Origin of the sequence: Sulfurimonas sp. (genome assembly GCF_026196735.1) — a bacterium.
In the GTDB taxonomy this organism is placed as follows: Bacteria; Campylobacterota; Campylobacteria; order Campylobacterales; family Sulfurimonadaceae; genus Sulfurimonas.
Genome location: NZ_JAPHUF010000012.1, coordinates 104,110 through 117,105, shown reverse-complemented (window position 1 = coordinate 117,105; position 12,996 = coordinate 104,110). Strand labels below are relative to the sequence as shown.

Below are 12,996 nucleotides of genomic sequence, written 5' to 3'. Positions count from 1 at the left end.
AAATCTTATTGCAAAATATGTCATTTTGTAATTCTTTTTATTTAGTTTTTAAAAGCTTCATCAAGAATCTTATCAGCACTTTTTTCATCTGCGTAAAAATATTCTTCTAATAATGGTTTGATTTTATACTCTTTAACAAACTCTAATTCTTCATCATTTTGAACTTTCATAAAGTAACTATGTCCAAGTTGATAATCTTCACCTAAATTCTTTGTTATATAAATATTTAGTTTTTCCATCATCTCTCTAGCATTATCATCTTCTACTAAAGCAAGATTTGGTTTCATCCTTAAAAATGTAAATCTTCTTCTAAGTGCTATGTCAATTGTCGCTATTGATTTATCTGTGGAGTTCATAGTCGCTATTATGTAAAGATTTGAAGGAACTTTAAAAGGCTCTTTTGAATAAGGAAGTGTCACAGTGTATTCATCTCTTTTGTCTTCTTCTATGAGTGTGATTAACTCACCAAATATTTTAGAGATATTTCCGCGATTTATTTCGTCTATTACTATGTAGAAGTTTTTTTGTTCTATTTTATCAATATTGCGTATTTCAATTTTTTGTTTCTTGTTAAACTCTAAAAAATGCTTCATAAAATATGAAAAATAAGTAGCATGTTGTTTGGCTAATCCACTTATATTATGAACTTTTTTAATCTCTTTTCTTTCATAAATACCTGTGTTATACAATAATTCTATATCTGAAAATTTCATTCTTTGAGAATTTCCCCAATTATCGCCTTGATATCTAAAAGCATCTTGTTCAATATTTGTAATATATGCAGTTTCGTTAATATCAAATTTTTTATTTTTATCTATTGAATCTTCAATATAATCTTTAAATAAGTCAAATAATTCTTCAAACTTTTTTTCTTCTCGTATCGTTTCTATTTGCTTTTGACTATTTTGTAAATTTTTTCTTGCTTCATCAGAAATTTGTTTAAATATCCCATCTTCTAGCTCAATATTTCCACTCTCATTTGGACGAAAACCCTCTATAAAATCTTCATAAGAGTAGCTTTGATGAAAAGTCACAAACTCAACTCTTTTTTCATCTTTTATCTTTTGAAATGTATCGTTATTTAGTTCTACATGTATATTATTAGAGATAGTGTCAAATATCTCATTTTGACTTGTGTTGTTTTCTATCATAGATATTAGGTTTTGATAATTGTGAGTTTTTCCAACTCCGGGAGCACCATATAGGATTATGTTTTTTATACCTATAGTTGAAACTTTAGGTATATTAACTTTACTAGCATTGCTTTTAATTTCTTTATCATTTTCTATTTTTATATCGTTAATTCTATTTTCTTTATTTAAGTATTTAATTATAACTTTTGAATACGACTCATAATTACCTTCATTATTTAAAGTTTTATCAATTTCTTCTTTTGATATTGTCATTGGCGTGGCTATATCAGTAAATGGGATAACTACAATATTATTATGTACGCTTTTAATAACTTTAAATTTTTGTCCTGTTTGAGTATATAAAACATGATAATTTTCATTTTCTTTATCAAATAATGCCGCTACAAAATTATCATATTCATTTATTTGCCCTGCTGTCATCTTATACTCCCCAATCTACTCTCAATTTCACTTAAAAACTCTCCATAACTACCGCTAAACTCTAAATCAATACTTCTCATTTTCAATCCCACCATTTTATCATCTTTTCCTAGTTGCAAATCTTCATTTACTCTCTCTACATGTAGAGGGTATAAAAGCATAGTGTTTCGTTTGTCAAAGTTAGTTCCATACACAAACATTTGGTACTTATCTGTCACACTCAATTCATCTTTTGTTTTGACTTTTTTGTACTTTGTATCAATAATACACTCATCAGTTATTATGTCAGGTTTTAAGCGTAGATTTGCAAAATCTTTTTGATTTTGCAGTTTAGTTGAGTTGTCTATATCTTCATATATTTTACCTATAAAATTTTCAAACAAATCGTTCATGTTAAAAAGAAAAGCAAAACTTTTTTTATCTTTTGCAAAAAGAGGGATGGATCTACTAAGAAGCAAAATAGCAAATTCATAACTATCTTTAAATCTGTTATTTAGTCTGTTAAAGTCTACATGTAGATTGTTTATATCAAAGTTTTTAAACGCTACATCATTAAGTATAAGTTCACACTGCTTTAAAAGTTTTTTGTTTTTTGTGTAGCTAAGTAAAGTTTTTACGGCATATAAAAAAAACTGATTTAGTTTATTGTCCTCGCTAAACTCATCATATTCACAGTAGATTTTTTCTTTTGTAAAGTTGTATTTTAGATTTTCGTTTATGAGGTACTTTCCTCTTAGTGTTGTAAGATTATCTTGTTCGGTTATATACTCTTTATAAATACCTCTTTGAAACTCACGAAATAGCTTATGGGCAAATATTTGTATAAAAACTTCTAAAATATTATGGCTATTGTTTTTACAAGATGCTATATCTTCATTTTCTACTTTTATATCATAGGCTTTCATCAACATGTATATAAAAATATCTAAGTTACTCTCTTCATCTTTTTTGCTTATTTTAGGAAGCAAATAGTAATCTTTATCTTCAAAATTCAAAACCCCACAATAGTGTTTTAATTTTAATTTACTCCAATCTAATTTAAAATATTTGTGAAGGGATGAAGTATCTATAATATATTGTTTTAGCGCAGTATTTTTAACTTCACAATATTCATAGATGACATTATCCATCTAAACTACTCTCTACCACACATAATCTTATAGTCACAATACAAACAGTTTTTTACATCTTCACATTTCTCAAAGTTCACATCTTCAATGCGTTGCAAGTCTTTTATGTTTGACTCAAGCACAGCCAACTTCTCTTTTAAAAACGATTCTTCTACTATCTTTGACTCTTTTAGGTCATAGTATCCACATCCAACAACATTGCCAAAGCCACTTGCAAGCAGATAGTAAAACTCCAACTGAAAGTCCGTTGCCTCAGTAAAATTTTTCTCTGTATAAATTGGGTATTTACCAGTCTTATAATCAAGCACAAATATCTCATTGGCGCGCTTGTCAATTCTGTCTATAGTACCTTCTAGTGTTATTCCTGCAAAACTGCACTCAAGCTTCTCTTCACATCTGTGAACTTGCCAGCCCTCACCAAATCTTTGAACTTCTCTCTCACAAAACCTGTCTAGATTTCTTTTTTGAATAGCTATTAGATACTTCTCTAGCTCACTCTTACCGCAAGCACTATCAAGTTCTACATGTAGAGCTTTTTTTAAACTCTCAACACTATCAAAACTACTTTGATTTGTGTACAACTCCTCAAGAGCTTTATGAACTTGGTTTCCTATCTCATGCTCTTTAGGCATATCTTTTGGTATCTCATGTCCATATATATGTTTGATATATTTGTAGTAGTATTGTCTTTTACATGTAAGAAATGTTTTGAGTCTTGTAGCAGAGAGCTTTTTGTTTTTGAAGCTATACTCTAAGACTATATCCTTATCTTCTTTGACATGTATATCTTTTCTCTCAAAAAGTATATTTGCGTACTCAGACTCTACATGTAGATTATTTTCTTTAATACCCAGCTGTTTTAAAAACCTAGAACCGCTGCTCTCGCCAGACTTTACAAACCCTATTGCCACCTCTTTACTTCTATTTATCAACATCTCATAATAGTGCTTTTGAAGGTTCTCTCTGTCACTCATTGTAGGAAGTTTCGCCATCTCTCTAATGCTAGTATTTAAAAACATGTCTTTATCGCTTTTCTTTGGAACATTGCTATCAGAAAAGTCTACAATAACAACCGCATCAAAACTGACCGAGCGCGTCTCTAAGACACCCATAACAGTAACTTTCCCGCCTCTTACATCATCAAGTGTTCTAGCACACAATCTTTGTAAGAAAACGGACAGCAGAGACTTAACAGTCATATCTTTCATATACGGCAATATATTTTTGAAACTATACAACTCTTCATCAAAGATTTTAACAGCTTTTTTATCGCCTGCATTCTCTTTTAGAAAACTCTCTTTATAATTTTTCAAAAACTCTAAGATATCCACCTCTGAGCTTTTCTTGGTGTAGATACCAAGAAGATTCATATAGAGTTCGTCTCCTACTCTATCTAAGCGCGCTTTATTCTCTTTTGAGTCTTGTTCGATAAACTTAATGCAAGCGTTTAATTTTTCATATATCTTTGTTTTACTATACGGCTCGCCCATAGCAAAGTTGAAATTTGATTTTTCATCAAATGCTTTTAGTGTTGCAGCCATACTCTCATCCGGCAAAATTACTGCTATATTCTCCGGTTTGTAACCTTTGTTTACAAAGTCATATATCTTTTTTTGCACAAATGCCACTTGCAAAATCGGCTCACTAAAAGATTCACATGTCACTTCTTTATTTTGCTCTAACTTATGAGAACTTATTATCTCTTTCTCATTAAAAGATATTTTATATTCATACCCAGCTTCAAGCTCTACGCCTAACTCTAAAAATTTACTCTGCATTTTAGTGTTGAATTTGGTAGTGTTAAATATAATATTGACACTGCAAAACTCACAGCATTTAGTAAGCAACTCTAACTCAAAATTTGTCAGATGACCATCTACATGTAGTTGTATATTTTTATGACTTTTTGCGTACATCTCATTAAAAGTGTAAAGTTTTGGCAGAAATATCTTATCAAGGACTTTTCTCTCTTGGCACAATAACTCATACCTTTTATATAGCTCTTGAAGTATTGTTATATGCTCTTCGTACTCCCCGTAAATATCTGAAGTATCAAGCCTGCTTATATCGTAAAGCTCTGCACTCAGTTCTTGAAAAAATTTAAATATATATGATGAGTTTTTGGTGAATGTGAAAAAGTTTCTTTGTATCTGTAATTTTGAAAATGCGTTAAAGTCAGAAGCTTCCAAAAGAAGTAGCACCCTGCTGTCAGCATCAAGTGTTTTAAAATCTTTTACTACACAGAGCTTAGATATAAAATCACTCATTGTTATGTGATTTGGGAGAAAAAGAGTCGATTTTTCTATACTCAACTGTTCGTGTCTTATCGCACGAGCAGATGGCAGGACTATTGTGGTTTCATTCATGATAGTATTATAACTTAAAAGTAAGTCTAATACTCATGCGCCTCTTTAGATCTTGTGTCAGCTTTTAGGTTATAAAATCTCTCTTGACTATCAACATTGACTTTTGCCATGATATCCCATCTTCCCTCTTGTGGAAGTGTTATAGCTTCAAAAGTATAAACTCCATTTTCAACTATTGGATTTATAAGCTCTTGGTCATGTTTGTGGTTATTGGGTCTTGTGATAATAACTTTTATCTGAGCATTATTTACCGGATTGGAGTTTACATCTGTAATTTTATATTTTATAACACTTTTTTGAGTATCCAGACCATCAGTTAAATATTGTATTTTATACTTTTTATTAAAGGCTATAGCTTTTTTTATAATATCGTTGACCTTAGCATCTGCTTCATGATAACCCATCATATAAGTATCACTCTTCTCAACCGGCAGAGTATTAGCAACTATTACAGTTGCGACACAAGCACCAAAGATAAATATTATTGATGCACCAATCGCGTATGGCCAGATTCTACCGTTACTTTTGCTCAAAATTTTGCCTTCTTATATATAATTTTCGTTTTATATAAAGGACTATACCGTAAACTATAAAACCGTAGAACAATACTTTTACAATTAAAATACTGGTTTGGTTTGCACTTCCAACCGCATTTTCAAGTACAACATTTTTACTTTTTGCAACCTGCTCTGCAATATCAGCATAGCCGTTAAACATAGAACCGCTATACTTACCCAGAACCTCGCCTTTTTTAGCTTTTTGAGCAAGTAGAGGCAAAATAGTACCGCCACTTGTCATGTCACTAAAATCAAAACTAAGCAGAGCAACTACAAAAGCTTGAACTGGCGATGATATAGGACTAAGCACCTGTTTTTTGTTAAAATATTCATATAAAGATGGCTCACTAGCCAAAATATCTACTTTAGAATTCATCTCTGAAAAAGTCAGCAAGATTGTAGGTTCACTAAAATCTTTCATCAACTCTTTTTCATATTCAACTATACTCATATTTTGAGGTAGCTCTTTAAGCATTACAAGCCTTAAAGATATTCCTGTTTTTTGATATAGCTCTGAACCTAATTTTTCAACTTCTGCATTAAAAGCCGGATTAAATATTACTTCATCTTTATATAAATATTGTGCTGTAAGAGATGTCTTAAAAAGCAGTGCGAGCATGAGGGCCGCAAGCCCTCGTGAAAATTTCAATGAAATTTCCTAACCTATATAAAGATGATTTGGTGTTAAAACCATATATGCAGTGTAAATAGCCATAAGAACAAGGCCCCATGAAATTATTTTTTCCATTACTTACTCCCTACTGTTACAATATGATCTTCAGCTTTAGAACCAAACATTTTTATTGATTGCTCATCTTTAACTTCATAAAAGTTTGCCATATTAGCATTTTGTACATTTAGACTCCAAATTGATAAACCAACTAGGATTACTAAAAGTAGTACAGTTGCTATTAGCATACCTGTTATACCATCAAGGGCAAATAAGCTTCTATTTTCATTCATACCTGACTCCTTATTCGCTTAAGCTAGTGATGTAAGCACCAACAGCTTCTTTTTGCTTAGCATTTAGTCTTTCAAACTTAGGCATAGCACCGATACCGCCTTTTTTACCATAATTAAGAACATTAGTAACTAAAGCTATATCGAATTTTTTGATATTTGGACCCATGCTCTCTACACCGGTACCATCAGCACCGTGACACATTGCACATGTTCCGGCAAATATATCAGCGCCGTCACCTGTCATACCGTTAGCAACATATGCGGAAACTGTATCTATCTCAGCATCAGTAATCGGAGCATAACCTGCATTTGCATTCATTAGTCCGTTACGGTCAGGCATTGGCATCATAAAACCAAGAAGTTGGTTATTTGAACCATACTCGATTGCATGCTTAACAGCTATAGCATCGATTCTTTTATTAAGGTTAGCTGCCTTACCGTCAATACCATCAGCACTGATTCCGTGACAAACCTTACACTCAGCCAAAAATACTGACTCTCCCATCTCTACTAATCTATCGCCAGTAATATCTTTATACTGTGCTGCGAACTTAGCATTATGAGCTGCTGTATCCTCATTGTATTCACCGATTTGTGAATATGACTGTACAGGATAACCAACTGTCATATACCACATTCCCCACACCATAAGTAAAAGGAATGTAACTGCCCAACCAGTTGGAACATCGTTTAGGTATTCCCCGATACCATCCCAATTGTCTTCTGTAAGCTCACCAGTTGCACTGTCTACTTGCATTTGACGAACATACTTGATTACAACAAAAACTGTTATTATTACAAGTGCGACTGCACCAGTAATAGCAAGCATATTGACGATATCATTATTTAAACCACCCTCAGACATACTTACTGAAATGTAAGTTGCCGCGAGCATAACTGCTGTAATGATAATTCCCCAAAGATAAAGCTTATTCATATATCTCTCCTATTTCTCTTTACACCCTCTACGGGTACCTCGTCCTCTGATATAGGTGCTACCGGAGTATCATCTATATCATCTTTAAGTGCCATATTGCTATAACTTTCATAGTCTACTCCATCAGCATCTTTCTTTTTTGTATATAAGTGATATATATAACTATATAAACCTATAACTAAAATAGTTATTAATGTAAAGTACCCGTAAGCCTGAAGCTGTGCAATATCCACTGTAAACCTCTACTTAAGACTATTCATATATGCAATAAGTGCAACTATTTCAGGAATCTGACCGTTTGCTACTGCATCTTTGACATCTTGATCTTTCATGTCTGCTGCAATTAGTTCTGCTTCAGCTAATGCTAAAGCGTTTGCTTCTGCAACACTACCACCCATCTTAACAACTTTAGTCGACCCATCTTTCATAGGAACCGGTTGGTTATAAGGAACTGAGAAAAACTGAGCTACTGTTAATTGTTCTGCAAAAGCAGTATCAATATCAGCAGTATTTGTGAACATCCAGCGATACGCAGGCATAATTGAACCCGGAACAACACCAGCTGGATCTTTCATATGATTTTCATGCCAGTCAGTAGTTCTATAGTTACCAACACGCATTAAATCTGGACCAGTTCTTTTTGAACCCCATAAGAATGGACGATCATAAGCATACTCACCACTTAAAGAGTAGTGACCGTAACGGTCAGTTTCTGATTTAAACGGACGAACAAGCTGTGAATGACAAGCATTACAACTATTTTTGATGTAAACATGGCGACCAGCTAACTCTAAAGTTGAGTATGGAGCTGTACCGATTACAGGACGAGACTGCTGTGCAAAGTTCGGAAGAATCTCTACTAAACCAGCAAACGAAATTACTAAAAACACACCTACCGCAAAAAAGAACGGATGTTTTTCTAACCAATGAAACATATTATTATCCTTTTCTTTATGCGCCCATAGGCGAAGCATTTTGTAGCTCGGACTCTTCAACTCTACGAGCAGACATAGTTTTATAAATGTTATATGCAAACATTAAGAAACCAACTAAATATAATAATCCACCAATACCACGAATAGCATAGTAAGGATGAAGAACAGTTACCGTATCTATGAAAGAGTAAGCTAAGTTACCAAATTCATCGTGAGCACGCCACATCATACCTTGAGTAATACCTGCAATCCACATAGAAGTGAAGTATAAAACAACACCTACTGTTTGGATCCAAAATTGTGCAGCCATTAAAGATTTAGAATAAATCTCTCTTTTAAACACACGAGGAGCCATATGGTATAGAGCTGCCATAATCATAAAGCCAACCCAACCAAGAACACCGTCATGCACATGACCAACAATCCAGTCTGTAAAGTGTGCAATCGCGTTAACTGATTTAATTGCTTGAATCGGACCTTCTAAAGTTGAGAACATGTAGAAAGTTGAACCTAATACCATAAACTTGATCAATGGTGAAGCTGCAACTTGTTGCCACTCACCCTTCATTGTAAGAAGCATATTGATAGCAGAACCCCAAGATGGAAGAATCAAGATTACTGAGAAAATTGAGCCCATAGTCTGCATCCAGTCTGGAACAGTTGAATATAAAAGGTGGTGACCACCAGCCCATAAATAAACAAACATTAATCCCCAGAATGAAAGTAAAGACAATTTATATGAATAAATCGCTTGACCTGACTCTTTTGGTAAAAAGTAGTAAATCATAGCAACAATAGGAACAGTAAAACCAAATGCAACTGCATTATGTCCGTACCACCACTGTACTAGTGCGTCATTTGTACCTGCATACATAGAAACAGAATGGTACCAAGCACCGATTCCACTCTCACCGGCAGCACTTTGACCTAGTATAGTAGGAATTTCCATGTTATTGAAAAGGTAAAGCATAGCTATACCTAAGAATGTAGCAATATAATACCAAACTGAAATGTATAGTGATTTTTCACGGCGAATACCGATAAGACCAAACATGCTTATACCAAATATTACCCACACCACTACAACTGCGATATCTATTGGCCATTCAAACTCAGCGTACTCTTTTGAAGTAGTTACTCCAGCTAAAAGTGAAACAACAACTGCTGCAACTACCACTAGATACAACCAAAAGTGCAGCTTACCTAAAAACATCAACAGCTTTGATTCTGCCATTGACACTTTTAAAACACGCTGACCAACATAATACCAAGTAGCAAAAACACCACTTAGCGTAAAACCAAAAATTACTGCATCTGTGTGCAGTGGACGAAGACGACTGAAGTTTGTGTATTCAGCTAAACCCTCACCTAGAACTAAGTTGAGTTCTGGATAAGCAAGTTGAAATGCTAAAATTACACCGACGAGCATACCAACAATTCCTAAAACAATTGTTGTTAGCATGAACATCTTTGCAACCGTATAGTCGTACTCTAATGGACGATTTTCCATATATAGCCTCCCTAAAATTCAAAGCAAATAAGTCCAAATAAATTTATAATGCTTATGGACTAATTAACAATGATATATTAACAGTATAAATGTTCAATATTTCTTAAAAATTGACTATTTTATGACAAATTTGAATATTTTATTAAAATTTTACTTTAATTTAACAATCTAGTAACACTAAATTGTTAAGAGGGAAGGTAGTTTTTATCTTTTTATTAAAGATAAAAACTCATTGAAGATATATCTGCTTTCTTTTGGACCAGGACTTGATTCTGGATGATGTTGTACAGAGAAAATAGGAGAGTCATTGTATTTTAAACCCTCGATTGTATTGTCAAATAAGTTTGTATGTGTAACTTCTGCAATCTCTACTATATTGTCAGGAACATTATAGTTATGGTTTTGTGCTGTTATTTCTACTAAACCTGTTTTTTCATTTTTTACGGGATGATTTCCGCCATGATGTCCAAACTTTAGTTTATATGTGTCGTATCCATGTGAGATTGATAATAGTTGATGCCCAAGGCAGATTCCAAACATTGGAACTTTTGCAGCTATTAGTTTTTTGATCTGCTCTTGTTCTTTTTTAAGTACAAGCGGATCACCGGGACCATTTGATAAAAACACACCATCAATTTCTTTTTTATTGTATTTCTCTATCAATACATCTGCAGAAAAATCATTTGGACTAACTTCAACACCAATTCCGGCACTTACTATTTCATTTAAAATATTTGTTTTAACCCCAAAATCTATTGCAACAATATTTGCTTGCGCCTCAGGTGCTTGCTCATATTCAAAACCTGCTTGAGAATAAGTTGACTGAGTATGATTATAAGCTTTTTTCGTGCTTACCTGCTCTATATAGTTAATATCTTCAATTCTTGGGGAATTCTCTAAAATCTTTTTAAGCTCTTCTTTGTCACTAATTTCAGTAGAAGCAACCATCATCATGGCACCTTCACTTCTTAGCATTTTAGTCAAATATCTAGTGTCAATATCGCAAATACCCATAACATTATGCTCTTTTAAAAAGCTCTCTAGTGAAGCCTCTGCTCTAAAGTTGGAGTATCTTTTTTGATACTTTCTTACTATCATTCCTTTGGCATGAGCACCTTTGCTCTCCATATCTTGAGAGTTAACTCCAACATTTCCAATCTCAGGTGCTGTAAAAGTTACAAACTGACCTGCATAAGATGGATCAGACATTATCTCTTGATATCCGCTCATTGATGTATTAAAAACTATTTCACCAACCACAGTATCTTCTGCCCCAAAGCTATTTGCTTCTAAAAAAGTTCCGTTTTCCAGATATAAAAAAGCCCTTTTCATACTCATCTACTCCATACCTCTTTTTGTTAACTCTTCATGGTAGAGTTTTTCATATAAAATATCAAACTCATCAGTTCCAGGAATATATCTCTTTTTATATGTTCTTATTTTATTCATTACGGCATCATCAAGCTCGGATGCTTCTGCTATAAAAGATGTAATTGCACTGTAAATAATATTTTTTATGCGATTTTCCGTCACATCAAAGTGAATTAAATCTTCTTCGTAGAGTTCATCTAAGATTTTATGTGCAACATCTGAATATCGCTCTTCATAATTTAAGATTACACCGAATTCAGGTGCTAATTTCTTTTTAATCATAAAGAAAAGTTGTCTCTCATCAACAAGATTAAACTCTATCTCTTCTTCATTGTCTTCACAAATCTCATTAACTTTTTCTTCAAGCGCCATCTCTTGATGTACATTTTCAATCAATATCTTTTGGGCTTCATTAGCAACTGCCTCTAAGCCTTTTGTCATCGTAACAACACCACTCTTATTTAAGTCAATTGCAATTTTATTGGATATGTGAGGTATTGTTTTTAGTGATATTTTCATCGATAGACCTTACTTGTATTAAAATAAATTCTGGTATTCTACAATAAGTAATGTTAGTTTACGATTAGAGCTAAACTATTTTTTTAAAGAAGTGATTAGATATTGCTCAAAGTACTCTTTATCAATTGGTATTTCTGGCAAATAAGAAGAGTAAACTATTGTTAAATTATTTAGCTAGAAGTAAAGTTAGAGCTGATGCTTTTTGGGAATCCATTTTAGTTAAAATTTTACCCACTGTTTTAGGTTTTAATGATTCGAGTATTGAAGCAGCTTCCGTTGGATTCATCTCTGCTAAAATATTTGCTGCAGATGCCGCTTTCATCTTTGCAAAAGTTTGAGCGATTTTATTCATTTTTATATTTTTTATTTCTTCTAAAATCTCTTCATTTTTTTGAAGCATTTTTTTAACATTCTCTTCTTTTGATGAAATTTCTGCAAGTTTTCTCTCAACAACTTCCTCTTCTTGAGAAAGCTTAATCTCTCTTTTTTTAAGAAGCTCTTCTGTTGCAGTTTTTAAAGAGCTTAAAGCCTGCTTTTGTTCATCAATGCGCTCAAGTTCTATAAGAAGTTCACTTTTTCTGGCTTTAAAAATTTCCGTACACTCAAAAAGTTTATCATTAGTCTCAAGTGCGTTTAATGATACTAAAGTAAAAATAGTTAGTAAAAATAATTTTATCATTTATATTTTCCATTATAAGTCATTAAAGCAACTTCATCTAAATCTTTTGCTTCTTGAAGTTTTTTCTTTTTCATCTCTTTTTTTATCTCTTGAAGCTCTAAATATTTAAATTTTTCATGTTCAATCATATTAAGTTTTAGTTCCTCTTTTGCTTTATTGACTTGCTCTTTAGCAAAACTAACCCACTCTTTATTGTGCTGAATTATTCCTCTTTGAGAATCAAGCAGGGTTCTTGATGCCAAAAATTCACTCATAGCTCCAGTTTTTGGAGCTTCTACATCTTCTAAAGAATTATATGAGAGCTTAAGTGCCGTAGCAGCACTGTTTAAGTCGGCATTAGCTTTTTGAACAACTCGTTCACTGTTTTGCATAGTACTTTTTTTAAGTTTTACCAATGAGCTAAAGCGTGTCTTCAAAGCTTACTCCTTCAATAAAATCCTAAGCGCAAGATACGG

The 12,996-nt window shown here is 32.9% G+C and carries 14 protein-coding genes; all 14 read right to left on the bottom strand.

Annotation, left to right across the window (positions count from 1 at the left end; genetic code table 11):
• Window positions 1–41: 41 nt before the first annotated feature.
• The 14 genes from OQK60_RS06855 to OQK60_RS06790 all read right to left on the bottom strand — a co-directional run bounded on the left by OQK60_RS06855 (window position 42) and on the right by OQK60_RS06790 (window position 12,957).
• Window positions 42–1,574, bottom strand: a complete 1,533-nt coding sequence (locus OQK60_RS06855) for an AAA family ATPase (protein ID WP_297685412.1) — start codon at window positions 1,572–1,574, stop codon at window positions 42–44.
• Window positions 1,571–2,704 (bottom strand): restriction endonuclease, encoded by a 1,134-nt coding sequence (locus OQK60_RS06850; protein ID WP_297685410.1) that lies wholly within the window; start codon window positions 2,702–2,704, stop codon window positions 1,571–1,573. Before OQK60_RS06850 ends, OQK60_RS06855 begins: the two co-directional genes overlap by 4 nt.
• A 5-nt stretch (window positions 2,705–2,709) precedes the next feature.
• Window positions 2,710–5,070 carry a PD-(D/E)XK nuclease family protein gene (locus tag OQK60_RS06845; RefSeq protein WP_297685409.1) on the bottom strand — a complete coding sequence of 787 codons (2,361 nt, stop codon included), beginning with the start codon at window positions 5,068–5,070 and terminating at the stop codon, window positions 2,710–2,712.
• Window positions 5,071–5,096: 26 nt separating this feature from the next.
• Window positions 5,097–5,603, bottom strand: coding sequence for a FixH family protein (locus OQK60_RS06840; protein ID WP_297685407.1), 507 nt, complete (start codon window positions 5,601–5,603; stop codon window positions 5,097–5,099).
• The gene (locus OQK60_RS06835) at window positions 5,590–6,276 is read right to left on the bottom strand and encodes a 3-dehydroquinate dehydratase (RefSeq protein WP_297685405.1); all 687 of its coding nucleotides are present in this window, start codon (window positions 6,274–6,276) and stop codon (window positions 5,590–5,592) included. Before OQK60_RS06835 ends, OQK60_RS06840 begins: the two co-directional genes overlap by 14 nt.
• Window positions 6,277–6,374: 98 nt before the next feature.
• Window positions 6,375–6,590 (bottom strand): DUF4006 family protein, encoded by a 216-nt coding sequence (locus tag OQK60_RS06830; RefSeq protein WP_297685404.1) that lies wholly within the window; start codon window positions 6,588–6,590, stop codon window positions 6,375–6,377.
• Between the two features lie 10 nt (window positions 6,591–6,600).
• Complete coding sequence (locus OQK60_RS06825; RefSeq protein WP_297685402.1) at window positions 6,601–7,527, bottom strand: c-type cytochrome; 927 nt, start codon at window positions 7,525–7,527, stop codon at window positions 6,601–6,603.
• The gene (locus OQK60_RS06820) at window positions 7,524–7,760 is read right to left on the bottom strand and encodes a CcoQ/FixQ family Cbb3-type cytochrome c oxidase assembly chaperone (protein ID WP_297685400.1); all 237 of its coding nucleotides are present in this window, start codon (window positions 7,758–7,760) and stop codon (window positions 7,524–7,526) included. The genes OQK60_RS06825 and OQK60_RS06820 overlap by 4 nt, the downstream gene beginning before the upstream one ends.
• Window positions 7,761–7,769: 9 nt before the next feature.
• A complete protein-coding gene (gene ccoO / locus OQK60_RS06815) occupies window positions 7,770–8,462 on the bottom strand; it encodes a cytochrome-c oxidase, cbb3-type subunit II (protein ID WP_297685399.1) in 693 nt (230 codons plus the stop codon).
• Between the two features lie 16 nt (window positions 8,463–8,478).
• The gene (ccoN, locus tag OQK60_RS06810; RefSeq protein WP_297685397.1) at window positions 8,479–9,972 is read right to left on the bottom strand and encodes a cytochrome-c oxidase, cbb3-type subunit I; all 1,494 of its coding nucleotides are present in this window, start codon (window positions 9,970–9,972) and stop codon (window positions 8,479–8,481) included.
• Window positions 9,973–10,176: 204 nt separating this feature from the next.
• Entirely contained in the window at window positions 10,177–11,304 is a 1,128-nt protein-coding gene (gene carA / locus OQK60_RS06805; RefSeq protein ID WP_297685394.1) for a glutamine-hydrolyzing carbamoyl-phosphate synthase small subunit, read from the bottom strand.
• Between the two features lie 6 nt (window positions 11,305–11,310).
• Complete coding sequence (locus OQK60_RS06800) at window positions 11,311–11,862, bottom strand: DUF507 family protein (protein WP_297685392.1); 552 nt, start codon at window positions 11,860–11,862, stop codon at window positions 11,311–11,313.
• A gap of 166 nt (window positions 11,863–12,028) precedes the next feature.
• Window positions 12,029–12,541, bottom strand: coding sequence for a PDP protein (locus tag OQK60_RS06795; protein WP_297685390.1), 513 nt, complete (start codon window positions 12,539–12,541; stop codon window positions 12,029–12,031).
• A complete protein-coding gene (locus OQK60_RS06790) occupies window positions 12,538–12,957 on the bottom strand; it encodes a flagellar export protein FliJ (protein ID WP_297685388.1) in 420 nt (139 codons plus the stop codon). Before OQK60_RS06790 ends, OQK60_RS06795 begins: the two co-directional genes overlap by 4 nt.
• Window positions 12,958–12,996: the final 39 nt, after the last annotated feature.